At 64.8% G+C, this 23,779-nt stretch carries 26 protein-coding genes; 19 read left to right on the top strand and 7 right to left on the bottom strand.

Going from position 1 to position 23,779, the window contains the following annotated elements:
• The first annotated feature begins 58 nt into the window (after positions 1 to 58).
• Both carB and CXR42_RS12750 read left to right on the top strand, forming a co-directional pair.
• Positions 59 to 3,388 carry a carbamoyl-phosphate synthase large subunit gene (gene carB / locus CXR42_RS12755; protein WP_103257944.1) on the top strand — a complete coding sequence of 1,110 codons (3,330 nt, stop codon included), beginning with the start codon at positions 59 to 61 and terminating at the stop codon, positions 3,386 to 3,388.
• 119 nt (positions 3,389 to 3,507) lie between these two features.
• On the top strand, positions 3,508 to 3,744 hold the full coding sequence (locus CXR42_RS12750; RefSeq protein ID WP_103257943.1) for a hypothetical protein: 237 nt from the start codon (positions 3,508 to 3,510) through the stop codon (positions 3,742 to 3,744).
• Between the two features lie 123 nt (positions 3,745 to 3,867).
• On the opposite strand, the gene CXR42_RS12745 is transcribed toward CXR42_RS12750, so the two are convergent.
• The 5 genes from CXR42_RS12745 to CXR42_RS12730 all read right to left on the bottom strand — a co-directional run bounded on the left by CXR42_RS12745 (position 3,868) and on the right by CXR42_RS12730 (position 6,549).
• Positions 3,868 to 4,743 carry an MBL fold metallo-hydrolase gene (locus tag CXR42_RS12745; protein WP_103258271.1) on the bottom strand — a complete coding sequence of 292 codons (876 nt, stop codon included), beginning with the start codon at positions 4,741 to 4,743 and terminating at the stop codon, positions 3,868 to 3,870.
• A gap of 16 nt (positions 4,744 to 4,759) precedes the next feature.
• Positions 4,760 to 5,194, bottom strand: coding sequence for a DUF6691 family protein (locus CXR42_RS12740; protein ID WP_103257942.1), 435 nt, complete (start codon positions 5,192 to 5,194; stop codon positions 4,760 to 4,762).
• 1 nt (position 5,195) lies between these two features.
• Complete coding sequence (locus CXR42_RS12735) at positions 5,196 to 5,621, bottom strand: YeeE/YedE family protein (RefSeq protein WP_146038068.1); 426 nt, start codon at positions 5,619 to 5,621, stop codon at positions 5,196 to 5,198.
• A 3-nt stretch (positions 5,622 to 5,624) separates the two neighbouring features.
• Positions 5,625 to 5,828 carry a YgaP family membrane protein gene (locus tag CXR42_RS19370; protein WP_146038067.1) on the bottom strand — a complete coding sequence of 68 codons (204 nt, stop codon included), beginning with the start codon at positions 5,826 to 5,828 and terminating at the stop codon, positions 5,625 to 5,627.
• A gap of 64 nt (positions 5,829 to 5,892) precedes the next feature.
• Entirely contained in the window at positions 5,893 to 6,549 is a 657-nt protein-coding gene (locus CXR42_RS12730; protein WP_103257941.1) for a Crp/Fnr family transcriptional regulator, read from the bottom strand.
• A 312-nt stretch (positions 6,550 to 6,861) separates the two neighbouring features.
• Between CXR42_RS12730 and CXR42_RS12725 the strand changes: the two genes are divergently transcribed.
• The 14 genes from CXR42_RS12725 to CXR42_RS12660 all read left to right on the top strand — a co-directional run bounded on the left by CXR42_RS12725 (position 6,862) and on the right by CXR42_RS12660 (position 18,300).
• Complete coding sequence (locus CXR42_RS12725; protein ID WP_103257940.1) at positions 6,862 to 7,425, top strand: hypothetical protein; 564 nt, start codon at positions 6,862 to 6,864, stop codon at positions 7,423 to 7,425.
• A 36-nt stretch (positions 7,426 to 7,461) separates the two neighbouring features.
• Positions 7,462 to 10,038, top strand: a complete 2,577-nt coding sequence (locus CXR42_RS12720; protein WP_146038066.1) for a methyl-accepting chemotaxis protein — start codon at positions 7,462 to 7,464, stop codon at positions 10,036 to 10,038.
• Between the two features lie 71 nt (positions 10,039 to 10,109).
• Complete coding sequence (locus tag CXR42_RS12715; RefSeq protein ID WP_103257939.1) at positions 10,110 to 10,661, top strand: chemotaxis protein CheD; 552 nt, start codon at positions 10,110 to 10,112, stop codon at positions 10,659 to 10,661.
• A 51-nt stretch (positions 10,662 to 10,712) separates the two neighbouring features.
• Positions 10,713 to 10,988 carry an STAS domain-containing protein gene (locus CXR42_RS12710; RefSeq protein WP_103257938.1) on the top strand — a complete coding sequence of 92 codons (276 nt, stop codon included), beginning with the start codon at positions 10,713 to 10,715 and terminating at the stop codon, positions 10,986 to 10,988.
• Positions 10,985 to 11,353 carry a response regulator gene (locus tag CXR42_RS12705; protein ID WP_103257937.1) on the top strand — a complete coding sequence of 123 codons (369 nt, stop codon included), beginning with the start codon at positions 10,985 to 10,987 and terminating at the stop codon, positions 11,351 to 11,353. The genes CXR42_RS12710 and CXR42_RS12705 overlap by 4 nt, the downstream gene beginning before the upstream one ends.
• A 7-nt stretch (positions 11,354 to 11,360) precedes the next feature.
• The gene (locus CXR42_RS12700) at positions 11,361 to 13,514 is read left to right on the top strand and encodes a chemotaxis protein CheA (protein WP_103257936.1); all 2,154 of its coding nucleotides are present in this window, start codon (positions 11,361 to 11,363) and stop codon (positions 13,512 to 13,514) included.
• A 1-nt stretch (position 13,515) separates the two neighbouring features.
• Positions 13,516 to 13,989, top strand: a complete 474-nt coding sequence (locus tag CXR42_RS12695) for a chemotaxis protein CheW (RefSeq protein WP_103257935.1) — start codon at positions 13,516 to 13,518, stop codon at positions 13,987 to 13,989.
• A complete protein-coding gene (locus CXR42_RS12690; RefSeq protein ID WP_103257934.1) occupies positions 13,986 to 14,867 on the top strand; it encodes a CheR family methyltransferase in 882 nt (293 codons plus the stop codon). Before CXR42_RS12695 ends, CXR42_RS12690 begins: the two co-directional genes overlap by 4 nt.
• A gap of 19 nt (positions 14,868 to 14,886) precedes the next feature.
• The gene (locus CXR42_RS12685; protein WP_103257933.1) at positions 14,887 to 15,273 is read left to right on the top strand and encodes a response regulator; all 387 of its coding nucleotides are present in this window, start codon (positions 14,887 to 14,889) and stop codon (positions 15,271 to 15,273) included.
• 6 nt (positions 15,274 to 15,279) lie between these two features.
• Positions 15,280 to 15,654 carry a hypothetical protein gene (locus CXR42_RS19365; protein WP_146038065.1) on the top strand — a complete coding sequence of 125 codons (375 nt, stop codon included), beginning with the start codon at positions 15,280 to 15,282 and terminating at the stop codon, positions 15,652 to 15,654.
• A gap of 382 nt (positions 15,655 to 16,036) precedes the next feature.
• Complete coding sequence (locus CXR42_RS12675; protein ID WP_146038064.1) at positions 16,037 to 16,396, top strand: hypothetical protein; 360 nt, start codon at positions 16,037 to 16,039, stop codon at positions 16,394 to 16,396.
• Entirely contained in the window at positions 16,396 to 16,917 is a 522-nt protein-coding gene (locus CXR42_RS12670) for an invasion associated locus B family protein (RefSeq protein WP_103257930.1), read from the top strand. Before CXR42_RS12675 ends, CXR42_RS12670 begins: the two co-directional genes overlap by 1 nt.
• A gap of 178 nt (positions 16,918 to 17,095) precedes the next feature.
• Positions 17,096 to 17,794, top strand: a complete 699-nt coding sequence (locus CXR42_RS12665) for a cytochrome c oxidase assembly protein (RefSeq protein WP_245875440.1) — start codon at positions 17,096 to 17,098, stop codon at positions 17,792 to 17,794.
• Positions 17,791 to 18,300, top strand: a complete 510-nt coding sequence (locus CXR42_RS12660) for a CopD family protein (protein ID WP_103257928.1) — start codon at positions 17,791 to 17,793, stop codon at positions 18,298 to 18,300. Before CXR42_RS12665 ends, CXR42_RS12660 begins: the two co-directional genes overlap by 4 nt.
• Here the strand turns inward: CXR42_RS12660 and CXR42_RS12655 are convergent.
• Positions 18,270 to 18,791, bottom strand: a complete 522-nt coding sequence (locus tag CXR42_RS12655) for a DUF2231 domain-containing protein (RefSeq protein ID WP_245875439.1) — start codon at positions 18,789 to 18,791, stop codon at positions 18,270 to 18,272. The genes CXR42_RS12660 and CXR42_RS12655 overlap by 31 nt on opposite strands.
• Before the next feature lie 72 nt (positions 18,792 to 18,863).
• Here CXR42_RS12655 and CXR42_RS12650 point away from each other — a divergent pair, with 72 nt between their 5' ends.
• From CXR42_RS12650 to CXR42_RS12640, 3 genes are read left to right on the top strand one after another with little or no spacing between them, the layout of a single operon-like run.
• Entirely contained in the window at positions 18,864 to 19,478 is a 615-nt protein-coding gene (locus CXR42_RS12650) for a cytochrome c oxidase subunit II (protein ID WP_103257927.1), read from the top strand.
• A complete protein-coding gene (locus CXR42_RS12645) occupies positions 19,475 to 21,976 on the top strand; it encodes a cbb3-type cytochrome c oxidase subunit I (RefSeq protein ID WP_103257926.1) in 2,502 nt (833 codons plus the stop codon). The genes CXR42_RS12650 and CXR42_RS12645 overlap by 4 nt, the downstream gene beginning before the upstream one ends.
• The gene (locus tag CXR42_RS12640) at positions 21,973 to 22,278 is read left to right on the top strand and encodes a hypothetical protein (RefSeq protein ID WP_103257925.1); all 306 of its coding nucleotides are present in this window, start codon (positions 21,973 to 21,975) and stop codon (positions 22,276 to 22,278) included. The genes CXR42_RS12645 and CXR42_RS12640 overlap by 4 nt, the downstream gene beginning before the upstream one ends.
• Here CXR42_RS12640 and CXR42_RS12635 read toward each other — a convergent pair.
• Entirely contained in the window at positions 22,275 to 23,777 is a 1,503-nt protein-coding gene (locus tag CXR42_RS12635; protein ID WP_103257924.1) for a PQQ-dependent sugar dehydrogenase, read from the bottom strand. The two genes, CXR42_RS12640 and CXR42_RS12635, sit on opposite strands and share 4 nt — an antisense overlap.
• Positions 23,778 to 23,779: the final 2 nt, after the last annotated feature.

Genomic DNA, 23,779 nt, shown 5'->3' with positions numbered 1-23,779 from the left:
CGCCGGTCCGGCTTCTGTCTATAACCCGCACAATTTTGCGCAATAGGTGGGGGCTGACATGCCGAAGCGGACCGATATCAAGTCGATCATGATCATCGGCGCGGGCCCCATCGTCATCGGCCAGGCCTGCGAGTTCGACTACTCCGGCGCCCAGGCCTGCAAGGCTTTGCGCGAAGAAGGCTACCGGGTCATCCTGGTGAACTCGAACCCCGCGACGATCATGACCGACCCGGGCCTCGCCGATGCCACCTATATCGAGCCGATCACCCCGGAAGTCGTCGCCAAGATCATCGAAAAGGAACGCCCCGACGCCCTTCTGCCCACCATGGGCGGTCAGACCGGCCTGAACACCGCGCTGGCATTGGCCGACCTGGGCGTGTTGGACAAGTTCAACGTCGAACTGATCGGTGCCAAGCGCGAAGCCATCGAAATGGCAGAAGATCGCAAGTTGTTCCGCGAGGCGATGGACCGCATCGGCCTGGAAAACCCCAAGGCCACCATCATCGCCGCCCCGAAGAAGGCCGACGGCAAGTACGACATCGCCGCCGGCGTCGCCGAAGCCATCGCCGCCATCGAATATGTCGGCCTCCCCGCCATCATCCGCCCGGCCTTCACGCTTGGCGGCACCGGCGGCGGCGTCGCCTACAACCGCGACGATTACGAGGCCATCGTGAAGTCCGGGCTTGAGGCCTCGCCCGTGGCGCAGGTCCTGGTCGACGAATCCCTTCTTGGCTGGAAGGAATACGAGATGGAGGTGGTGCGCGACCGCGCCGACAACGCCATCATCGTCTGCTCGATCGAGAACGTCGACCCGATGGGCGTCCACACCGGCGACAGCATCACCGTCGCCCCCGCGCTGACGCTGACCGACAAGGAATACCAGATCATGCGCAACGGCAGCATCGCCGTCCTGCGCGAGATCGGGGTGGAAACCGGCGGGTCGAACGTCCAATGGGCGATCAACCCGGCCGACGGCCGCATGGTCGTGATCGAGATGAACCCCCGCGTCTCCCGCTCCTCGGCGCTGGCGTCCAAGGCCACCGGCTTCCCCATCGCCAAGATCGCCGCCAAGCTCGCCATCGGCTATACGCTGGACGAGTTGGACAACGACATCACCAAAGTCACGCCCGCGTCCTTTGAACCGTCGATCGACTACGTCGTCACCAAGATCCCGCGCTTCGCCTTCGAGAAATTCCCCGGCTCCGAGCCCAACCTCACCACCGCGATGAAATCGGTGGGCGAGGCGATGGCCATCGGCCGCACGATCCACGAATCGATGCAGAAGGCGCTGGCCAGCCTGGAAACCGGCCTCACCGGCTTTGACGAGATCGCCATCCCCGGTGCGCCTGATCGCGCCGCGATCATCAAGGCCCTCGGCCAAGCCACACCCGACCGCCTGCGCGTCATCGCCCAGGCGATGCGCCATGGCCTTTCAAACGATGAGATCCAGGACGTCACCGCCTTCGATCCCTGGTTCCTTGCCCGCATCCGCGAGATCATCGACACCGAGGCCAGCATCCGCAAGAACGGCCTGCCGACCAATGCCGAGGCGCTGCGCGCTCTCAAGATGATGGGCTTTACCGATGCCCGCCTGGCCAAACTGACCGGCCGCGACGAAGCCCAGGTTCGCCGCGCCCGCACCCGGCTTGGCGTCACCGCCGTTTTCAAGCGCATCGATACCTGCGCCGCCGAATTCGAGGCGCAGACCCCCTATATGTATTCCACCTACGAAGCCCCCGCGATGGGCGATGTGGAATGCGAATCCCGGCCCTCGGCCGCCAAGAAGGTCGTCATCCTTGGCGGTGGCCCGAACCGCATCGGCCAAGGGATCGAGTTCGACTATTGCTGCTGCCATGCCTGCTTTGCCCTGACCGCCGCCGGGTATGAGACCATCATGGTCAACTGCAACCCTGAGACGGTCTCCACCGACTACGACACCTCCGACCGCCTCTATTTCGAACCGCTGACCTTGGAGCATGTCCTGGAAATCCTGCGCGTGGAGCAGGAAAACGGCACCCTTCACGGCGTCATCGTCCAGTTCGGCGGCCAGACCCCGCTGAAACTGGCGAATGCGCTGCATGACGAAGGCATCCCGATCCTTGGCACCACGCCCGACGCCATTGACCTGGCCGAGGACCGCGAACGTTTCCAGCAACTTCTTCACAAGCTTGGCCTGAAGCAGCCGCACAACGGCACCGCCCGCAGCCGGGATGAGGCCTTCACGGTCGCAAAGGATGTCGGCTATCCGCTGGTCATCCGCCCCTCCTTCGTTCTTGGCGGCCGCGCGATGGAGATCATCCGCGACGACGCCCAGCTTGAACGCTACATCACCACCGCCGTGCAGGTCTCCGGCGACTCGCCTGTCCTTCTCGACTCCTATCTCTCTGGTGCGGTCGAGGTTGACGTCGATGCGTTAAGCGACGGTAAAGAGGTGCATGTCGCTGGAATCATGGAACATATCGAGGAGGCCGGCGTCCACTCCGGCGATTCGGCCTGCTGCCTGCCACCGCACCAGCTGTCGGCCGAAACGGTCGAGGAGCTGAAGCGCCAGACCGTCGTCATGGCCCGCGCCCTGAACGTCGTCGGGTTGATGAACGTGCAATTCGCCATCAAGGACGGGGTGATCTACGTCCTGGAAGTGAACCCGCGCGCCAGCCGCACCGTGCCCTTCGTCGCCAAGGCCACCGACAGTGCCATCGCCTCCATCGCCGCCCGCCTGATGGCCGGGGAGCCCTTGTCCAACTTCCCGATGCGCGCGCCCTACCCCGCTGGCGTCGGCCCCGACAGCCCGCTGCCGCTGGCCGACCCGCTGACCCTTGCCGATCCGAACACCCCGTGGTTCAGCGTCAAAGAGGCCGTCCTTCCCTTCGCCCGCTTCCCCGGCGTCGACCCGGTCCTCGGGCCGGAAATGCGCTCCACCGGCGAGGTGATGGGCTGGGACCGCACCTTCGCGCTGGCCTTCCTCAAGGCGCAGATGGGGGCCGGGACGATCCTTCCCGAAAAGGGCCGGGTGTTCCTGTCGGTCAAGGACATGGACAAGACGCCGGCCCTGGCCGACGCCGCCCGCGATCTGGTGGCGATGGGCTTCGTGATCGTCGCCACCAAGGGCACTGCCAAGTGGCTGGCCGAGCAGAATGTGCCGTCTGAGGCCGTGGCCAAGGTCTACGAAGGCCGCCCGAACATCGTTGACCGGCTGAAGAACAACGACATCGCGCTGGTGATGAACACGACCGATGGGACGCAGGCGGTGTCCGACAGCCGCGACATCCGCCGCGTCGCGCTGATGGACAAGATCCCGTATTTCACCACCGCCGCAGCCTCTGTCGCCGCCGTGGCCGCGATGAAGGCGCGGGGCGAAGGCTATGGCGTGCGGACGTTGCAGGGGTGATGGCGGCGGGTTCGCCGGGAATGTGTTCGTACCATCTCAGGAACATACCGCCGTCAAACATTCGTCTTGGTTGAATTTCAACAAGGTCTGGTTGAAAATTGATCAAGGACGAAGAACGAATGAGACTGCGCGTTTTCCTGCTGCCGCTTTGCCTTATGGGCTGCGTTGAGCCGATGGTATCGGACTTCAATGGATCCAGCGTAAAGATCGTCGAGGATTTCGGAGCAAGAACGCCCACGCCCGCCACGGTGGCCGAGGCCCAGCGCATTTGCGGCAAGGTTGGAAAGACCTCTGAATATGCGTCGACCCGTAATCTTCAGAACTACCAGACGGAATACCTTTTCCTCTGCCTCTGACACCTCGCCGACGGCGCGCAGAGACCGCGTGCCGTCGTGCTTCCAGAGCATTAAGATTTCCCTAACGCCCACGGGCAAGCGCCTGTAATCGTTCGGAACTTCCGTTTTGTCCACCGTGGACAGTCAAAGCCCGTTGATCGGCACCTTCAGGAACCGCTTCCCGCTTTCATCCGGTTCGGGCAGGTCCCCACCCCGCATGTTGACCTGCAGCGAGGGGATGATCAGCTTGGGCATGGCCAGCGTCGCATCCCGGGCGGTGCGCAGGGCCACGAACTCCTCCCGCGACTTGCCGGCGACGTGGATATTGTGGGTCTTTTCTTCGCCCACCGTCGTCTCCCAGCGGATGTCCCGGCCGTTGGGGCCGTAGTCGTGGCACATGAACAGCCGGGTCTCGTCTGGCAAAGAAAGCACCCGCTGGATGCTGTCCCAAAGCTGCCCGGCATCCCCGCCCGGAAAGTCCGCCCGGGCCGAGCCACCGTCGGGCATGAACAGCGTGTCGCCGACAAAGGCCGCGTCGCCCATGATGTGGGTCATGCAGGCGGGGGTATGGCCCGGGGTATGCATCGCATGGCAGGTCATCTGCCCGACCTGGTAGCTGTCCCCGTCCTGAAACAGCCGATCGAACTGCGAGCCGTCGCGCTGGAACTCGGTCCCCTCGTTGAAGATTTTCCCGAACGTATCCTGGACCACGGTGATGTTCCGCCCGATCCCGATCTTCCCCCCAAGCTGGCGCTGGATATAGGGCGCGGCCGAGAGGTGGTCGGCGTGGACATGGGTCTCGATCAGCCAGTCGACCGTGAGGCCCTGCGCGCGGACATGGGCGATGATCTCGTCGGCGTGGTCATAGGTGATGCGGCCAGCGGCATAGTCGATATCCATCACGCTGTCGACGATGGCACAGTGCCGGCTTTGCGGGTCCTTCACCACATAGCTGATCGTGTTGGTCGCCGGATCGAAAAAGCCGGTCACCTCGGGTTTGACGGAAAGATCGACGTGCATCAGGTCCTCCACTGGATCAGAGCGGCCGGGTCACCAGAGCCGACCGCGCCTGCAGCCAGCGCGCGATCAGCAGGCCCGCGACCAGGGCCGCCAGAAAGATATAGACATCCCGCTCACCCGTTCCCAGCGCAGGCAGCGCGCCGCCGGGGCAAAAGCCGGCGATCCCCCAGCCCAGGCCGAAAACCGCCGATCCCAGGACGAGCCTGAGGTCGACCACCTGCGTATCTGGCAGCTGAAAGCGCGGCGCCATGGCGGGTGCCTGGCGGGCCAGCACCAGCCGGTAGCCCGGGATCGCAACGGCAAGCGCCCCGCCCATGACAAAGGCAAGACTTGGGTCCCAGGTTCCGAACAGGTCGAAGAAATTCAGGACTTTCGCCGGGTTGATCATGCCCGAGACCGTGATCCCCAGACCGAACACCAGGCCGATCACGAAAGCGGATACCAGCCGCATCTTAGACCACATGCCGCAGGACAAAGACCGTCAGCACCGCCGAGGCCATGAAGCAGATCGTGGCCACCACCGACCGGCGTGAAAAGCGCGCGATGCCGCACACCCCATGCCCCGAGGTGCAACCGCCGCCATAACTGACCCCCAGGCCGACGATCAGCCCGCCCAGCGCCACCGCCCAAGCCGGGACCGGCTGCCCCAACTCGGGCGCCGTGCCGGTCGCGAGAAGATAGACGAGAGGGCCGGCGGCCATCCCCGCCACCAACGCCGCACGCAGCGCCCAGTCGGACAGGTCACTCAGGCGGAACAGCCCGCCCAGAATACCCGTCGCGCCAAGGATACGACCGTGCAATGCCATCAGCAGCACGGCCGCAGCCCCGATCAGAAGCCCGCCCCCGAATGAGGCCAGGGGCGTGAACTCTGTCTCCATAGGTCAGATCCTGCAGGTATTGATCCCGACCAGCCGATACAGCGGGCAGAATCCCACCGCAGCCGTCCCCAGCATGATGACACCAACCACCGCCGCTGCCCAGACCGTCCAGCCCGAAAACCAGCCCAGCGCGAAAGCCCCAGCCAGGGCCAGGATCCCCACCAGCGCCCGCAGCGCGCGATCGATATTGCCGACATTGCGTGACATCACGTCCCTCCTTGATTCACTCAGTCCGCACAGGATGCCACAGTCTGCAGGCAAACGACGGTGACTAGGTCACCGAGCGGGCCAGCCTGACCAGCGCCTCATCGTTCAGAAGCCGCACCTCGCCCCGCGCCTGCTCGACCCAGCCACGACGCTGGAACTCGCCCAGCGTGCGCGAGACGACCTCGCGCGCCGTGCCCAGTTCCGAGGCCAGCGCCTGATGGGTCGCCACCACCACTCCCCCCTGCGCCAGGTCCAACAGTCGGCCCGCCAGCCGCACGTCCATGCGCTGGAAGACGATATCGTCGATCAGAGCGAACAGTTCGGCGATGCGGTGGGAATAGGCGCGGAAGACGAATTTGCGGAACTGGGGCGAGGCGCCCGTCATCTCGTCGAATGCCGATTTCGACAGCGCGACCGCCTCGACATCGGTCTCGGCAAGACCCTCGGCCGCATAGCTTTCGTCGGCCAAGAGGCAGGCCGTTGTCAGGACGCAGCTTTCTCCGCCATGGACACGGTAGAGGAAGACCTCGCGCCCCGAGGCCGACCGCTGCTGGACCCGAACCGTGCCGGCGAGCAACAGAAGCCAGGCCCGTGCCGGTTGGCCGGGCACAAAAACCTCATCTCCGGCGGCCAGGTGGACCAGACGGCTTTTCGTGGCAAGTTCGGCCGCTTCGGGTGCGGACAGGGTGGCAAGATCGGGGAAACGGTCGATCCAGGACATGGGTCCCCCTTCAATTGACTGCGCCCAGCAAAGCGCCAATCGCTCCGATCCGAAAGCGGGAATCACTTCCAGCCGACTTATCTTCGTTGCTGGCACCCGACCCAAAACTTTGGTGACGCACCCCGGATGCCGCCGGCCCATCGCCACACAACCCATTGTTCGAATGTCGAAATCCTGGATTCCGCAATCCGGACCGGCAGAAAACTTCGGCAAATCCTAGCTATTCCACCCTTTTTCCATCGGCGGATTATTAACCCTTGCCGCTTAGCTTCCAGAACGCACGGGGAACATTTCCCTTGGATGGAGGGTAAGATGAAACATCTTTTCAGCGCCGCGGCGCTGGTTATGGCAGCGGGCCCAGCCCTGGCGGAAACGCTTGAAGACCGGATGACGACGTACGTGACGGGCGACGTGAAAGCCTGGTTCGACGACCCCGTGATCCTCTCTGCGGTGCAGGCCGCAAACCTGGCACATGAAGCCCTGACCCAGGCAGATATCGACGCGATGGATGCCCGCTGGCGCGCCGAGGTGACCAGCACCAGCGGTCTCGTGGCCAGCATCGTGGACAATCCGGCCTCGGCCAAGCTTCGCCAGCGCATCATGGAAGCGGGCGGCACGGTGACCGAGGTGATCGTGATGGACGCCAAGGGCCTGAACGTCGCCGTCAGCGAGCCGAGTTCGGATTACTGGCAGGGCGACGAAGAAAAGCACCAGTTGACCTACGCCGTCGGACCAGGCGCCCTGCATGTCTCAGAGGTCGAGCTGGACGAGTCCACGCAAAGCTATCAGGCGCAGGTCTCTTTCGCGCTGACCGACCCGGCGACCGGGCTGCCGATCGGGGCGGTGACGGTCGGCCTGAACGCCGAATCCTTCTGACGCACTGCACCAGCGGCACCAGCACGGGAACATTCCATGCATTCGAACCACAGGATCTCCAGAGCGAAATCGCTTTTTGTAAAGATCACCGCCGTCACGGTTGTGCTGACCGCACTCGTGGCCGGCGCGTTGACGACGCTCAATTATCTGGCGAATTACGAGCAGCTGAGCCAGCTTGTCCGTGACCGGGCCGCCGACGAGACGCCAAGTCTGGCGAACGAGGCGGCCGGCAGCATCCGCTTCGGCCGTCCCGACAAGGTGCATGAGCTGTTCGACAGCCTTATCGAGCATGCGGGTGGCAGTGCCGAAGTCGCAGTCGCGGTCGCCAGGGACGGCACCGTGATCGAGGATCCATCGGGCAATCCCGCCGACCCCGAGCTGGTCGCGCTCGCGAAGCGTGCCTTGTCGGAAAACGCGCCCGTCGCGTCCGCAGATGGCTACTCGGCCGCCGCACCCGCGCTTTTCGGCGAGAGCGCCGAAACCGTGGGGGCCGTCGCCACGCGCTGGACGCCCGCCCCCCTGCTCGAGCGGCTGCGCGAACAGGAACTGCGCGCCGTCCTGATCGCAGGCGCGCTGTTTCTTGTGGCGGTGATTGCAAACATGTTCCTGCTCAACCGGATGATCACAGGTCCGCTGGGCAAGGTTCAGGCCGTGATCCGCGGCTTCGCTGATCGCGACTATGCAACCCCGGTTCCAATGCAGACCCGCAGCGATGAAATGGGATCTATCGCCACCTCGCTGGAAGAGTTGCGCGGAACCTTGGCACAGGCCCAGGCTGCCGAACTTGACAACACCTACAAGGGCGCCGCCTTCATGGGGTCCTCGGCAGCGATGCTGCTGATCGACCGGGACATGACGATCACCCATTACAACAGCCGCATCGTCGAGCTGTTTCGCACCCACGCCGCGGCCCTGCGCGAACGCATCCCGAGTTTCGACCCGGAAAACATCATCGGCCTGAAGGTCTCCCAGTTCCACACCGATCGTCAGCATGCCCGGGCCAATCGTGAAATGCACACGCTTGCGGGTGGAACCTTCAACACCGTGATCCAGCTTGGCGATGCACGGGTATCGCTTTCCGCTTCGGCCATTCGCGACGGCAAGGGAGAAGAGGTCGGCTATGTCATGGAGTGGGCCGATGTCACCGAAAGCTGGCAGAACGCGGCTGTGTTGCACGCCATCGACGCAAGCCAACTGAAAGCAGAGTTTGCCCTTGACGGCACGCTTCTGTCGGCGAACGCGACCTTCCTGGCGACCATGGGTCTGACCCTTGACGCCGCGCGCCGGAAATCCCTGGCGGATATCCTGTCAGTCCCGGGCGGAGATGCCGGGGCAACGCTGCGCTCGGTCAGCCACGGCGAAACCTTTCTTGGCATGGTTCATCTCGGCCGCAGCCCGGACGAGCCCGCCGTGGTCGACGGCAGCCTCGGCTGCATCAAGGATCATGCTGGCCACCCGATCCGGCTGCTGCTGCTTGGCAAGGACGTGACCCGGGCCGAGGCCGAGCTATCGGCCGCCCGCCACGAGCGCGCCGAAGCCGAAGCGCAGCAGACCGCCGTGGTCGAAGCCCTGCGCCAGGGCTTGCGCAAGCTCAATGCCGGGGACCTGACGGCCCGGATCGACGAGCCTTTCGCCGGCACCTATGAGGATCTGCGCCAGGACTTCAACAGCACGGTCCGCAGCATGTCGCAGGCGATCCGTGACATCCTGAGCAATGCAGAGAATATTTCGAACGAGGCGCGCGACATCAGTTCCACCGCCGAGGGTCTGTCCCGCCGCACCGAAAGCACCGCGGCCACCCTTGAGCAGACTGCGGCAGCGCTGGACCTGCTGACCAACTCGGTCAAGTCGACCGCCGACGGGGCAGAACGCGCGGATCAGGCTGTGGGAACTGCCAAGGCCAATGCCGAAAGCAGTAGCAAGGTGGTGGTCGAGACCGTTTCTGCAATGGACCAGATTGCCGGCTCCTCGGAGCGGATCACCTCGATCATCAAGGTCATCGACGACATCGCTTTCCAGACCAACCTGCTTGCCCTGAACGCCGGGGTCGAGGCTGCGCGGGCTGGCGATGCGGGGCGCGGTTTTGCGGTCGTGGCCTCTGAAGTCCGCGCCCTCGCCCAGCGTTCGTCGGATGCCGCCCGCGAAATCAACGACTTGATCGCGAATAGCGCCACGCAGGTCCGCCGCGGCGTGACGCTGGTCGACAAGACCGGAGAGGCGCTGAAGCAGATTGCCGACTCGGTCTCCGAAATCGCGGGGCTGGTGTCCGACATCGCGATTGCTTCGCGCCAGCAGTCTGCGAACCTGGTCGAGATCAACAGCGCGGTCACCCAGCTGGATCAATCGACCCAGCAGAACGCCGCGCGGCTTGAGGAGACCACCGCCGCCAGTGAAGGCCTGACAAAGGATGCAGTGGCCCTTGTGGCAACCGTTTCCCAGTTCAAGGTCCAGGCAGACGGCAATGGCCAGGCACCGGCCTTGGCTTTCCGCGCGTCCCGGGGTCAGTCGACCCGGCCAGATGTGGCGCGCGCCCAGCGCGCCGCCGTGACCGCAATCCGCAGCACCGCCGCCGTTGCGGCTCAGGCCGAGCCCGGAGGGTGGGAAGACTTCTAGGCTTGAAGCGGCGGCCCCTCTGCGGAGCCGTCGCTGCGCCCCCACCCGGTTAACCAGTCAGGAAACCAACGATGCTGAATGCAAAGCCAGATGCCAACGCCCGCGACCGCTTCACCTTCGTGCATGTCGTACAGGGCGAGTACGCGGTGTCGGACGAGCCGGAAACGATCCTGACGACGATCCTTGGATCCTGCGTCTCGACATGCATCTGCGACCCGGTCGTCCGCGTCGGCGGGATGAACCACTTCCTTCTTCCCGACAGCGGCCCCGGCAATGGCCAGCAGTTTCGCTACGGCCTCTATGCGATGGAACTGTTGATCAATGGGCTGCTGAAGAAAGGGGCAAGCAAGGATCGGCTGGAGGCAAAGCTCTTTGGTGGAGCAACGATGAGTGATGGACTCGGGCGGATCGGGGCAGCCAATGCCGCCTTTGCCCAGCGTTTTCTGGCAGACGAGGGCATCCGCTGTGTCGCGCAAAGCCTGGGGGGCACGCTGGCCCGCCGAGTGCGCTTCACGCCGACAACAGGCCATGCCCAGCAACTCATCGTGCAGCCGGACGCGCTGAGCCCGCAACCGCCGCCCCGGCTTCCGCCGCGAGGGGATGATGATGTCACTTTCTTCTAGCGCCCGCCGCACGGGCTGCATGACCAGGAAAAGAAACGAAAGGTCCATCCGATGAGTGAGATCCTGCACCTACCCGAGCGGCTTGATTTCGATGCTGCACGCACGCTTCATGGTCAGCTTCTGGCCCTGCGCGGACATCCGGTCAGCATTGACGGCTCGGCCGTCCGAACGGGCGGCGCCCTTGCCGCCCAGGTCCTGCTGGCAGCGGCGCGCGACTGGCGCGCGGCCGGCCAGCCCTTCGCCTTCGCTCCCTCGGTTGCCCTGCAGGACGACCTGGAACGTCTGGGCGTCCTGTCCGAGATCGCGCAAGAGGAGGCAACCGCGTGATGCTGACCATTTTGGCAATCGACGACTCCCGGACCATCCGTGAGATGCTGCGCGAGACGCTGCGCAACGCCGGCTTTGACGTTCACGTAGCGGTAGACGGTCTTGACGGGCTGGAAAAGCTGCATGACATCGCGCCCGACGTCATCATCACCGACATCAACATGCCACGGCTGGACGGTTTCGGCGTGATCGAGGCCGTGCGCGCGGGAACCTCCCACGCTGCACTGCCGATTTTGGTCCTGACCACCGAAAGTGCCCCGGACCTGAAGGAGCGCGCCCGCAAGAGCGGTGCCACCGGGTGGATCGTCAAGCCCTTCGATGACGCCAAGCTTGTCTCGGCGATCAAGCGCATCGCAGCTCATTGAGGTCAACATGAGTTCCTCGATCGATATCCGACAGACCTTTTTCCAGGAATGCGAAGAACTGCTTGAGGCGCTGGATGACGGGTTAAACGCGCTCGCCGCCGCCAGCGAGGACGGCAGTGTCGACTCCGAGACGGTCAATGCTGTCTTTCGGGCCGTACATTCGATCAAAGGTGGCGCCGCAGCTTTCGGGCTGGAGAGCCTGGTGCGATTCGCGCATCAGTTCGAGACCGCACTCGACGCGATGCGCTCGGGAAAGCTTGTGGCAACTCCGGACATCGTTCGGGTGTTCCTGCGCTCTGCCGACTATCTGGCGGACCTGATTGCAAGCGCGCGGGACGAGGTGCCACCGACCAGTTCAGCCGGGCCGGATCTGATGGAACGCCTGGCGCAACTGGTTCCTTCGAACGGCGCCCGGATGCCGGCGCAACCTGCCCCGGCAACACCAGCGCCCACGACGGTTTCCGACGCCGACGACCTAGGTTTCCAACCTCTGGCCTTGGCGTTCGACTTCGCGCCGGAGCCAGCCAGTCCTGCTGGCTTTACCATTCGTTTCGCCGCGACAAAGCAGCTTTATGGCAATGGGAACGATCCGGTGCACATGTTCCGCGCGCTTGCGGAACTGGGTGCGCTGGAAAGCCTGGCAGACAGTTCGGCCCTGCCGCCGCTGGATCAGATGGACTGGGCCACGCCTTATCTGACCTGGGAGTTGGTGCTGCAGACGTCGGAAAGCCAACATTCGGTGCACGAGATCTTCGAATTCGTCGACGGTCTTTGCTCGCTTGAAATCCGCGAGTTGCAGGCCGACGCGGAACCTGACCGTGATCAGATGATCGCCGAGGCTGCAGATTTCTCCACACCGACCCCAACCGTGACAGATCGTCCGCCCGCCGAACCCGCCGCCAGCGGGCCAGCGCGTGCCGCCTCAGGCAAGTCTGCAGCTCAATCTGCCGGGCAGAAGGGATCGGTCCGTGTCGACCTTGAGTTGGTTGATCGCTTGATCAACATCGTGGGTGAGTTGGTGATCAATCAGGCGGTGCTGGCGCAATGCGTCCAGGATGCAGGGATCGGGGCGCAAAGCGATGTGGGCGCTGGACTGGACGAATTCCGCAATCTCGCCCGCGAGTTGCAGGAAAACGTCATGGCAATCCGCGCGCAGTCGGTGAAGCCTCTTTTCCAGCGCATGGCGCGCATTGTCCGAGAGGCTTCGGACATCGCTGGCAAGACGGTCGACTTCGTGACCGAGGGCGACGCCGTCGAGGTCGACAAGACCGTAATCGAACGACTGGTCGATCCGTTGACCCATATAATCCGCAATGCCGTTGACCACGGGCTGGAAAGCGCCGCCGCACGGCAAACTGCTGGCAAACCGGCGGCAGGCCGCATCTGCCTGTCGGCCGCACACAGATCGGGCCGCGTCCTGATCGAGGTCTCGGATGACGGGGCCGGCATCAACCGGCCAAAGGTCCGGCAGATCGCGATCGACAAGGGCCTTATCGCGGCCGATGCGGTCCTGACCGATTCCGAGATCGACAAGCTTCTGTTTCTGCCCGGCTTTTCGACCGCGCCCAAGGTGACCGATCTTTCCGGTCGCGGCGTCGGAATGGACGTCGTCCGCAGTGCGATCCAAAGCCTGGGCGGGCGCGTCAACATCAGCTCGACACCAGGCAAGGGAACGACCATGTCGATCAGCCTGCCGCTGACCCTGGCTGTGCTGGACGGGATGGTGGTCGACGTGGCGGGGCAGACCATGGTGGTCCCCATCACCGCGATCATCGAGACGCTGCGGCCCGCTGCCTCGGACATTCACCCGGTCGCGGGTGCTGGCAAGGTGGTCGCCGTGCGAGAGAAATTCGTGCCGATCATCGATCTTGCCGAAACCTTTGGTCACCGCCCTACCAGCCCGGACTATTCGAACATGGTTCTACTTCTGGTCGAATCCGGTCAGAACGAACGATGGGCCCTTGCCGTGGACCGCATCCACGATCAGCGCCAAGTGGTGATCAAGGGGCTGGAGTCGAACTACGGCCACGTTCCCGGCGTTGCCGCCGCGACGATCCTGGGCGACGGCAAGATCGCCCTGATCATCGATCCCGACGAAACCGCACAGCGCAAGCGGCCACAGGCCGCCTTTGCGCCCGCCCTGATGACCGAGGAGGTGTGACATGTCCGCTGCAGCGGAACTTTCAAAAGCCGACGACCGCGAACTGGTAAGCTTCCGCGTGGGCGGTCAGGATTTCTGCGTCGACATCATGTCGGTGCGGGAAATCCGCGGCTGGACGCCGGCCACGGTGCTTCCGCACGCCCCATCCTACATCCTGGGGGTCATCAACCTGCGCGGGGCAGTGGTTCCGATTGTTGACCTTGCCGCCCGCATGGGGTTGGAACCGATCCGCCCCGATGCCCGGCATGTGATCGTTATCTGCGTCGTCGACAACCAGACCGTGGGCTTTCTGGTGGACGCTGTCTCGGACATCCTCAGCGTCAAGCGAAGCCTGATCCAGCCGACACCGGCCGTGTCCTCGGATGTGACGCGCGCATTCTTCGAGGGCGTCATCGCCATCGATCAGCGCATGCTGCGGTTGATCGACATCGAAGCTGTCCTTCCCCCGATCGCCGCCCGGCAGGAGCGCGCATGACAACGCTAGCCCAGCTGACCGGCGCGCTGACGCGGCTGGATCGCGAACTGGTCTACACGTCCGAAGATTTCAGCCGCATCGCACGCTTCATGCACGACGCGACGGGAATCAGACTGACCGAGGCGAATGAGCGCATGGTCTATGCGCGACTGGCCAACCGGGTTCAGGATCTTGGTTTTGACAGTTTCGCGGCCTATGTCGACAAGGCAACGACCTCCGGGGACGAGCGGGATCGCCTGATCTCTTGCCTGACCACCAACACCACGCATTTCTACCGGGAAAGTTATCACTTCGACTTCTTGGCGCAGACGGTGCTGCCCGAATTGGCCGGCCGCGCCCGAAGCGGAGAGCGTATTCGGATCTGGTCGGCGGGCTGCTCCACCGGGGAAGAGGCGTATAGCATCGCGATGTGCCTGCTGCAGGGTTTTCCTGATGCGGCGTCGCATGATGTGAAGATCCTGGCGACCGATATCGACCGGACGGTGCTGGCGCGGGCCGCGACGGCCTCTTACCCGCCGGGCAGCCTGCGGGAGGTGCCGAAACCGTTGCTCGACACCTGTTTTGAACCGGTTCCGGGCACCGATCACCGCACACCTCGCGCGCATATCCGGGCAATGGTCACCTTCCGGCCCCTGAACCTGATCGAGCCCTGGCCGTTCCGCGGCCAGTTCGACGCCATCTTCTGCCGCAACGTCGCGATCTACATGGACGCGCAGACACAGGAGCATATCTGGACCGGCTTTCACCGCGTCCTGCGTCCCGGCGGGCACCTTTTCATCGGCCATTCCGAGCGGCTTTCCCCCGCGCTGAAGGGCAGTTTCACGATCGTGGGCAACACGATTCATCGGCGCAATGCCGATCCGGCCTCGGGTCGGTAACAGGGTTCAGGAGCAGGACATGGCACTCAAGGACAGTATCTCGATCATGGTCGTGGACGACATGGCAACCAGCCGCAGCCTGATCATCATGGCGCTGGAGGAAATGGGCATCAAGAAGATCGACTTCCGCAAGGATGGGCATGAAGCACTGCAATCGCTGGTGGCCAATCCGGTGCATCTGGTGATTTCGGACTACAACATGCCGGGCATGGATGGGCTGGGGCTGCTGAAGGGTCTGCGTGAAAACCGGGTCACGGCCCGGATCGGATTTGTTCTGGTCAGCGGCAGAATGACGCCCGAGATCATGAACGCCGGCAAGGCCTTGGGCATGAACAACTATATCCAGAAACCGTTCAGCACGCCTCAACTCAAGGCCTGCCTGCAAGCCGTCGTTGGGCCGCTTTGATCAATGATGGCCCCGCAAAGCCCCGAGACGATCCCGCTGCGCGACCTGTTTGCGATCCTTGCGGAGCAATTGCGCCTCCAGGCCCTGGCTGGCCGCGGACTTGAAGATCGCGTGGGTGATGTCATCCTGGATGGTGCTGGTGGGGCAGAGCGCCTGCGGGTATCGCTGCAGGGGCTGGACCATCTGGTACAGGTGCTGAGCGAGCTGGCACATTTCCTGGACGACCTGGCGCTGGAGACTGACGGGCACCAGCGGCTCGCCGTGGTCGGCCCGGCCCGCCGGCTGCGCCTGCGTAAACTCGCCGAAGCCCTTGGCGCACGCCTGTCCGACCCGATGCAGCTCCCCCAACGGCAAGAGGCAGGTGACGTAGATCTTTTCTGAAGCCTTGAACCAAGGGGCGCGGCATCCATGGTCACGCAGGCAAGGCCGGCGCCGTCGGTCGTCGTGCCCGCGCTGACCAACCTGTCCGCCTGCGCCCCGGACAGGCATCCAGCAAAAGCGTGTCGCCTGCCGCTTCAACGTCGCCGGCAATGGTCAGCGGGGCAAAGGCTATGCTGCCAGCGGAAGGTTGCGGTCGACTGATCTGTCTTTTGCCAATGCGTCCGGCACGTTAGCGGCGCCCATGCAGATTTTGGCCACTCAAGATCGCCAAAACAGGCGGTAGGCAAACACAGGGTCCACACAACGAATGCGACTTCCCCTTGCAACAGACCCGATGTTAGGTTTGCCCGCACTCGGCCAGCGGGTCGCTCTGGAGGACTGGATGGCGACGGGAACCACGGCAAAGTCCGCAGCTGGAGAGAAGATCGCTGTGCGGCAAAGCCTTGCCGATCGGGCCGCTGACCCCGCCTCGGCGCCTGTGCCGACTGCGCGCGCCAAGCAACAGGGCGGGCTGGCCGTGCAACCGACGCGGCCAGTCGGGCTGCGGCAAAAAAAGCTGCGCCATTGCGCCTGGTCCGGGCTTGCCCAGTTTCTGAAAACCCAGGCTTTGCCCTTACCTTATCGGCCTGTCAGTCGGGCCGCGTCTCCCCACCTTTGCCGGACTCTGCACGCCGATGTCGCCGGGATTCATGTCCGCGACATCACCAATCTGATCCCCCATGAACCGATGGACGACAAGTGATGACCTCGCCTCTTTTCGCTGCCCTGTCCGCGCTGATGCTGACAATCGCACTGCCCCAAGCGGCGCTTGCCCAAGAGGCTGCGGCCGATGCTGCCCCGACGGAACAGAACATTTCCGCGCAAGAGACGCCCTGGCAAGTGAACTGCACTCCGGGTGCCGAAGCCTCGCAGCTTGACTGCTCGATGGTCAAAAGCTTGGTCATCGGCCAGAATCGCCAGGTTCTGGCGCAGGCCGCCATCGTCGCGGGCGACCCTTACGTCCTTCGCATCCTTGTGCCGCATGGCATGTCGCTCGCCGCGGGGCTGCGCGTCTCGGTCGACGGGGTGGAAGCCGCAACGCCGGTCTTCCGCACCTCGCTGCAAGGCGGCGCGCTGGCGGTCAGCGATGTGTCCGCCGAACTGGAAGAGGCCCTGCGCGCCGGGGGCTTGCTGCAGATCGAAGGCGTTCAGAACAACGGCAGCGCCCTGCGGATGGAAATGAGCCTGTCGGGTTTTGCCGCCGCATTCGACAAACTGCGCTGAAGCCCGTGGCCATGGCTGCGCGGTGCGGCTGTCGGCGATCTGACCCCCGGCCGGGAACGGGTGCCGCGCTTTTGCGTTGACGGAAAGTCCTGGCAAAGGCTTTCCGCGTGGCTTTCACCCGATCCTTTCACAGCGTCCTCACGGGTCATCAGGCCCTAATTGGGCCATGGGCGTCGCCGTGACCCGGTGGCAGGGCATCTATTGCGGACCGCCGCCGGCACCGGACGAGCTGCTCCTGCGCTGGAACCTTGATCCCTTCGCGCTGATTGTGGTGGTTGCGCTGGCTTTTGCAGCCGGGCGTGGCCGCGCGGGCACCACGGGCAGCGTGGTTCTGGCCATCGCCTTCCTGTCGCCGCTTTGCGCGCTGTCGTCGGCTTTGTTCTCGGCCCGGGTGGTCCACCATCTGCTTCTGGTTGCGGTGGCGGCACCCTTGCTGGCCTTGGCCCGTCCGGCGCCACGGCCTGCGGGTGTGGGTCTGCCGTTCGCGCTGGCGACGGCCGCGCTGTGGCTGTGGCATCTTCCGGCGGCCTATGATGCGGCCCTTGGGCATATGGGTCTGTATTGGCTGATGCAGGCCACGCTTTTCGGGTCGGCCTGGGCTTTCTGGCGCGCCGCTTTTGCGCTGCCCCATGGGTCAGGCCTTGGGTGGGTCCTCCTCGCCTATCTGTCGATGGGGATGCTGGGGGCGATCTTGACCCTTGCGCCCACCGCGCTTTACGCGACCCACGCGTCCGCGCCGCTGCTTTGGGGACTGACCCCGCTTGCGGACCAGCAGCTTGGCGGCCTGATCATGTGGATGCCGTCGGGACTGGCCTATGCTGTCTGGGGCGCGCTTCTTGCCCGTCGCGCCTGGCGTGCCACAGAGGTGGCGCAATGAGCTGGGCCGAGGCGCTGACCCCCCATGCCAAGGCGCTCCACCTCGGCTTTCTTGCCCTTTGGGTGGGCGGGCTTTTCGCGCTGCCCCGGATGCTTGCCCGGCATGATCGCGGCCTTCTGGCGGCCGAGTTCGCCCGGATCCGCCGCGCCACGCATTACAGCTATGTCTGGTTTCTCACCCCGGCGGCCGGGCTGGCCATCGCCTCCGGCGGCGTGCTGATCTTCCTGCGCGAGGTGTTTACCGTCTGGATCTTCGCCAAGCTGGTCCTGGTCGCGGGCCTGGTCGCGGTCCATGCCTGGGTCGGTCATACGATCATCAACGTTGCGGAAAGTGACGGCCAGCACGAACCACCGGACGCGCTGCTGCCTGCGGCGCTGACCCTTGGGCTGGTCCTCGGCATCCTGACCCTTGTCCTGGCCAAGCCCGAGCTTGAGGAACTGCCGATGCCTGCTTGGCTTCTGACACCGCAAGGCCGTCAGCTGCCCTTTGACGTTCCCAATCGATAATCGAAGACCAGTTTGCCGCCATGCCAGCCCGTCGCAATCACCACCAGAACCGCAAAGCCCGACATCAGCAGGCCCCAGGGCAGGACTGCCGTCTCATAGCCGGTCAGCCGCCAGCCCCAGTTCAGCCCGAGCAGGGACAGAAGCATCACCGCGATCACGAAATGCGTCCAGGCGGCGGCGCGAATGCGGATGCCCGGCACCAGCAGCAACTCCAGCGTGCCCGTAGCCCCCGCCAGCAGGCCAAACAGAAAGGCCGTGCCACAGGCCCAAAGCGCGGCCCAGGCCCAGCGGTCCTGGCCCGACCACCAGTACAGCAGGTCCGCACCAAAGGCACAGAAGGTCAGCGCCACCGGGAAGGCAACCGTCATCGCATGCAGGGGGTGCCCCAGAATGGCCATCCGCGATTCCGTCTGGTGAAAGTCGGGATGGCTGGCAATCGGGTCAGCGAACGAGGCGGTCTCGTCCCGCACCGGGTTGGTCTCTTGCGTCACGGCAACCTCCTTCGCGGCCTTGCTTGCGGGGCAACGCTTCAAAGTCTGGCCGGTTGCCAGGACCAGCTCTCGATGCTGCATCCGGCCGGCCCGGCCGCCGCGACGATCGCGGAAATCTGGTGGGTCATGCTGGTGGGCGGCACGGCGATCCTGGCCCTGGTGCTGGCGCTGCTCGGCTATGCGATGCTGCGCCGCCCCGGCCCATCCGAAACGCCCGAGGGCGGAACCCGGCTGTGGCTTTGGACCCTGGGCCTTGGCTTTCCCTTCGTCACGCTGGCGGCGCTGACCGTCTACGGGCTTGTCCTTGGCGAACGTCTGCTGCCCCGCCCCTCACCCGATCTGGTCACGGTCGAGGCCGAGGCGCGGCAGTGGGTCTGGACCTTCGGCTATGCCGATGCGCCTGGTCTGGCGACCCAGGATGTGCTGCACATCCCTGCCGGCCGGCCCGTCGATGTCCGCATCACCAGCCGCGATGTGGTGCATTCCTTCTGGGTGCCGCGTCTGGCCGGCAAGCTGGACGCCCTGCCCGGCCATGTGAACGTGCTGCGCCTGCAGGCGGCAGCACCCGGGTTTTATGCGGGCCAGAGCGCCGAGTTCAGCGGGGCGGGCTACCGTGAGCATGTTTTTACCGTCCAGGCCCACGACGCAGCCTCATGGACCCGGTTCCTGCAGGAAGGCCCGCCATGACCCAGACGCGCCCCCGTCGCGGCACGGCCCTGCGCCTGCACCGCCAGCTGGATCGGATCTGGTCGCCGGACCCGCGTTTGCGCGGCTGGCTGACCACGAACAACAACAACGACATCGGTCGGCTGTTCCTGGCCGTCGCGACCGCGTTCTTCGTGATCGGCGGTATCCTCGCCATGCTGATCCGCGCACAGCTTGCCACGCCCGGATCGGCCTTCATGGGGCCCGAGGCCTATAACCAGGTCTTCACGATGCATGGCACCGTGATGATGTTCCTGTTCGCCATCCCCTTCTTCGAGGCGCTGGCGGTCCTTCTCCTGCCCGGAATGCTGGGCACCCGCGATCTGGCCTATCCCCGGCTAGGGGCCTATGGCCTTTGGGTCTATATCTTCGGCGGCAGCGCGGTCATCATCGCCATGCTGCTGGGACTGTCCCCCGACGGCGGCTGGTTCATGTATCCGCCGCTCAGTTCGGCCGCCTTCTCGCCAGGGATCGGGGCCGATGTCTGGCTGCTGGGCATCACGTCGATCGAGGTCTCGGCCATTGCCACCGCAGTCGAGATCGTGGTCACCGTCCTGCGCTACCGCGCCGCCGGGATGAGCCTGTCGCGGATGCCGATCTTCGCCTGGTACATCCTGGTCGTCGCGGTAATGATCCTGACCGCCTTCCCGCCGATGATCCTTGGCTCCTTGCTGCTGGAGGTCGAGCGCGCCCTTGGCTGGCCCTTCTTCCAAGTCGAAAACGGCGGCGACCCGCTGCTGTGGCAGCACCTGTTCTGGCTGTTTGGCCACCCGGAGGTCTACATCATCTTCCTGCCCGCCGCCGGGATGATCGCCACGATCCTGCCGGTGATGGCCCGCACCACTCTTCTTGGTTACGGCTGGGTCGTGGCGGCGGCGGTGTCGCTGGGGGTCCTCAGCTTCGGGCTTTGGGTCCACCACATGTTCACCACCGGCATCCCGCACCTTGGGCTGGCCTTCTTCTCGGCCGCCTCGACGCTGGTGGCGGTGCCGACCTCGATCATGATCTTTTCCTGGATCGGGACGCTGTGGAAGGGCCATGTGCGGATGGAACTGCCGATGCTCTGGCTCCTCGGCTTTTTCGCCACCTTCGTGATTGGCGGGCTGACGGGGGTCATGCTGGCCATCGTGCCGTTCAACTGGCAGGTCCACGACACCCACTTTGTCGTCGCGCACCTGCATTACGTCCTGATCGGCGGCTATGTCTTTCCGATGATCGCGGCGGTCTACTATTTCCAGCCGCTGCTGACCGGTCGCTTCCGCTTCTTCCGGCTGGGAGGGATTGCCTTCTGGCTGGTCGTCCCGGCCTTCCACGTCACCTTTCTGGCAGTGCATGTCGCGGGCCTGCTGGGTCAGCGCCGACGGACCTGGACCTATGATAACGGCCAGGGGTGGGAGCTTTTGAACCTGGCCGCCTCGATCGCGGCTTTCGTGATGGCCATCGGATTTGCCCTGGTCATCCTGGACATCGCGGTCAACACCTTCGTGGGCCTGCGCGGTCGCCGCAATCCCTGGGAGGCCCCCACGCTGGAATGGGCCGCGCCCATCCCCTCGCCGAATTACGGCTTAGCCTCGATCCCGATTGTTCAGGGCCGCTACCCGCTGCTGCAAGACCCCGACCTGCCGCTGAAGATCGCGAAGGGCGAGGGCTATCTGGGCACCGCCACGCGCAACCGGCGCGAGACGCTGATCGTCACCACCGCGCAGGGCAAGCCGTTGCAGATCGCCGTGCTGCCCGGGAACTCTCCTCTGCCCTTCGTGCTGGCGATTGTTACCAGCACCTCGTTCCTGGCCCCGTTGGTCAAAGCCTACTGGCTGTCCGCGCTTGCCTTGGTGGGCGTTGTCGTCGTGGCCCTGGTCTGGGTCTGGACCACCGCCCCGCGCCAGACCGAGGGGTTGGTTGATGCGGGACACGGAACCCAATTGCCCGTAGCCGCCGAATGCCCCGACCCGCCCGGCTGGTGGGGCTCGCTGTTCCTTCTGGTGGCGGATGGGGTGCATTTCGGCGCGCTCTTGTTCGGCTATGCGTTCCTGTGGACCGTCGCGCCGAACTGGCCACCGGCAGAATACCTGCGCCCGGACCTTTGGCCGGTTCTTCTGGCCCTGTGCGGTGGCGGCGCGCTGGCGCTTGGCCCACGGCTGGCTGGTTTGGCGATCGCCCTAGGGCGGGGGACGGCTGCCCCCCTTGTGCTGGCGGCTGTCGGGGCTTTGGCCCTGGCCGCCGCTGCGGGTTCGGTGATCCTTGCCCGGCCGACGCCTTCAGGCCACGCCTATGACGCGACACTCTGGCTGCTTGCGGGGCATGTGGGTCTGCACAGCCTGATCAGCCTGATCATGTTGGGCTATCTGGCGCTACGCCGGATCGCGGGTCACGGCCTGCGCCAGGGCGAGGCGAATATCGTCGGCCTCTGGGCTGATTTCACCGCTGGCACGGGCCTGGTCGCCCTCTCGGCGGCCTGGCTGCCAGGAGCGTTCGGATGACCCAGGTCCTGCGTCTTTCGCTGCCCATCACGCTATGGCTGATCGGCTTTTGCGCGATCTACGGCTTGCAGGGTCTGTCATGCTCACGCCACTGGCCGCCCGGACTGGACGACCCGCGTGCAGTCCTGTTGGCCGCGGCGGGGCTATTCGTCCTGATGCAGGGGCTTGTCCTTCTGGCGGTGCTGCGCGCGCCGGACCCGTCACGCTTTGTGCAAAGGACCGCCGCCAGTCTGGCGGCGGTCGCATTTGCGGCGGCGGTCTGGACCGTCCTGCCGGTCCTGGCGGTGTCAGTCTGCGGCTAGTCTGCGGGCGCAGGCTCGGCGGGCGCAGGTTCTGTCGGGGTGGGTTCGGCCGGGGGTGGCTCTGTCGGGGCACCCTCGGCCGCAGGCTGCGCCCCGGCACCCTCGGCGCCAGTCACGGGTCCGTCCGACGTCGCCACGCGGTCCGTTTCGAACGGGGCGTCGCTGATCCGGCCATCGGCGGCGGCCACGCGCCAGACGGTATTCCCGGCGTCATCGGCGACAAGCAGGGCGCCCGTGCCGTCGATGCCAACACCCACGGGACGGCCGCGCACCTTCTCATCCACCAGGAAACCAGTGACCACATCCTGCGTCATGCCATCCGGCTTGCCGTCACGGAACGGCACATAGGACACCTTGTAGCCATTGAACTCGTCCCGGTTCCAGCTGCCCCGCTGGCCGACAAAGGCGCCGTTGGCGTATTCCTCTGGCAGGGCCGAGCCATGCGTGAACACCAGCCCCAGCGCCGCGACATGGCTGGACAGCGCATAGTCCGGTTTGATCGCCGCCTCGACCAGATCAGGCCGTTGCGGTCGCACCCTTTCGTCAACATGCTGGCCGTAATAGCTGTAGGGCCAGCCATAGAACCCGCCCTCGACGACCGAGGTCATGTAGTCCGGCACCAGGTTCGGTCCCAACTCGTCGCGCTCATTGATCACGGCCCAAAGTTCATCCGTCTCGGGGTGGAAGATCAGCCCGTTAGGATTGCGCAGGCCAGTTGCAAACAGCTTGGATGCACCCGTGGCCCGATCGATCTGCCAGATCGCGGCGCGGCCCTTTTCGGCCTCCATCCCGTTTTCCGCCGCATTCGAATTCGACCCGACCGAGGCATAAAGCATCGTCCCGTCCGGGCTAAGCGCCAGGTCCTTTGTCCAATGGTGGTTCAGCGGCCCGCCCGGCAGCAAAGTGACCAGCTTCGGCTCGGCGGTGATCGAGGTTTCGCCCAGCGCGTAGGGATAGCTGATGACGCCATCCGCGACCGCGACGTAAAGCGTATCCTCGATCCAGGCGACCCCGAAGGGCGAGTGCATGTCGGTCAGCAGGTCATGCCGTTCGTCCACCACGCCGTCGCGGTCCGTGTCGCGCAAGAGCGTGATCAGGTTCGTCTCGCGCGGCGGCCCGTCGCCGGTTCCGGCTGCAAAGGACATGATCCAGCCCCGGATATAGTCCTTGGGCCGGTACTTCGGCTTGCCCTCCGGCGCGCGCGACTGAACGACCAGGACATCCCCGTTCGGCAAGGTATGCACGGTGCGAGGATTGACCAGGTCGGTCGCATAGGCGGTGATCGTCAGCCCCTCGGGGACAACGGGGGTCTGGCCCTCGGCCCAGCCCACCACCTCGCCCACGTTGACGCTGGTCAGCAGGTTGACATAGACCGGTTCGGGAAGCACGGGGTCAGGACCGATCTGGCTGGTGACGTCAAACTCCTGGGCATGGGCGCCAGGGCCAAGGCTGATGGCAGTCAACAGGATAGCGCGCGGCGCATATTTCGGGCGTGTCATGG

The sequence above is a fragment of the Tabrizicola aquatica genome (genome assembly GCF_002900975.1).
In the GTDB taxonomy this organism is placed as follows: domain Bacteria; phylum Pseudomonadota; class Alphaproteobacteria; order Rhodobacterales; family Rhodobacteraceae; genus Tabrizicola; species Tabrizicola aquatica.
This window is presented reverse-complemented; position numbering and strand designations above follow the sequence as displayed.

Excerpts from the sequence above, each read along its gene's own strand:
- CXR42_RS12750 (WP_103257943.1), top strand. The coding sequence starts at position 3,508 with ATGAGACTGCGCGTTTTCCTGCTGCCGCTTTGCCTTATGGGCTGCGTT.
- CXR42_RS12720 (WP_146038066.1), top strand. The coding sequence starts at position 7,462 with ATGCATTCGAACCACAGGATCTCCAGAGCGAAATCGCTTTTTGTAAAG.
- CXR42_RS12645 (WP_103257926.1), top strand. The coding sequence starts at position 19,475 with ATGACCCAGACGCGCCCCCGTCGCGGCACGGCCCTGCGCCTGCACCGC.
- CXR42_RS12700 (WP_103257936.1), top strand. The coding sequence starts at position 11,361 with ATGAGTTCCTCGATCGATATCCGACAGACCTTTTTCCAGGAATGCGAA.
- CXR42_RS12710 (WP_103257938.1), top strand. The coding sequence starts at position 10,713 with ATGAGTGAGATCCTGCACCTACCCGAGCGGCTTGATTTCGATGCTGCA.
- CXR42_RS12725 (WP_103257940.1), top strand. The coding sequence starts at position 6,862 with ATGAAACATCTTTTCAGCGCCGCGGCGCTGGTTATGGCAGCGGGCCCA.
- CXR42_RS12695 (WP_103257935.1), top strand. The coding sequence starts at position 13,516 with ATGTCCGCTGCAGCGGAACTTTCAAAAGCCGACGACCGCGAACTGGTA.
- CXR42_RS12640 (WP_103257925.1), top strand. The coding sequence starts at position 21,973 with ATGACCCAGGTCCTGCGTCTTTCGCTGCCCATCACGCTATGGCTGATC.
- CXR42_RS12650 (WP_103257927.1), top strand. The coding sequence starts at position 18,864 with ATGCTGCATCCGGCCGGCCCGGCCGCCGCGACGATCGCGGAAATCTGG.
- CXR42_RS12660 (WP_103257928.1), top strand. The coding sequence starts at position 17,791 with ATGAGCTGGGCCGAGGCGCTGACCCCCCATGCCAAGGCGCTCCACCTC.
- CXR42_RS12685 (WP_103257933.1), top strand. The coding sequence starts at position 14,887 with ATGGCACTCAAGGACAGTATCTCGATCATGGTCGTGGACGACATGGCA.
- CXR42_RS12690 (WP_103257934.1), top strand. The coding sequence starts at position 13,986 with ATGACAACGCTAGCCCAGCTGACCGGCGCGCTGACGCGGCTGGATCGC.
- CXR42_RS12745 (WP_103258271.1), bottom strand. The coding sequence starts at position 4,743 with ATGCACGTCGATCTTTCCGTCAAACCCGAGGTGACCGGCTTTTTCGAT.
- CXR42_RS12635 (WP_103257924.1), bottom strand. The coding sequence starts at position 23,777 with ATGACACGCCCGAAATATGCGCCGCGCGCTATCCTGTTGACTGCCATC.
- CXR42_RS12730 (WP_103257941.1), bottom strand. The coding sequence starts at position 6,549 with ATGTCCTGGATCGACCGTTTCCCCGATCTTGCCACCCTGTCCGCACCC.
- CXR42_RS19370 (WP_146038067.1), bottom strand. The coding sequence starts at position 5,828 with ATGTCACGCAATGTCGGCAATATCGATCGCGCGCTGCGGGCGCTGGTG.
- CXR42_RS12675 (WP_146038064.1), top strand. The coding sequence starts at position 16,037 with ATGGCGACGGGAACCACGGCAAAGTCCGCAGCTGGAGAGAAGATCGCT.
- carB (WP_103257944.1), top strand. The coding sequence starts at position 59 with ATGCCGAAGCGGACCGATATCAAGTCGATCATGATCATCGGCGCGGGC.
- CXR42_RS12670 (WP_103257930.1), top strand. The coding sequence starts at position 16,396 with ATGACCTCGCCTCTTTTCGCTGCCCTGTCCGCGCTGATGCTGACAATC.
- CXR42_RS12735 (WP_146038068.1), bottom strand. The coding sequence starts at position 5,621 with ATGGAGACAGAGTTCACGCCCCTGGCCTCATTCGGGGGCGGGCTTCTG.
- CXR42_RS12715 (WP_103257939.1), top strand. The coding sequence starts at position 10,110 with ATGCTGAATGCAAAGCCAGATGCCAACGCCCGCGACCGCTTCACCTTC.
- CXR42_RS19365 (WP_146038065.1), top strand. The coding sequence starts at position 15,280 with ATGGCCCCGCAAAGCCCCGAGACGATCCCGCTGCGCGACCTGTTTGCG.
- CXR42_RS12740 (WP_103257942.1), bottom strand. The coding sequence starts at position 5,194 with ATGCGGCTGGTATCCGCTTTCGTGATCGGCCTGGTGTTCGGTCTGGGG.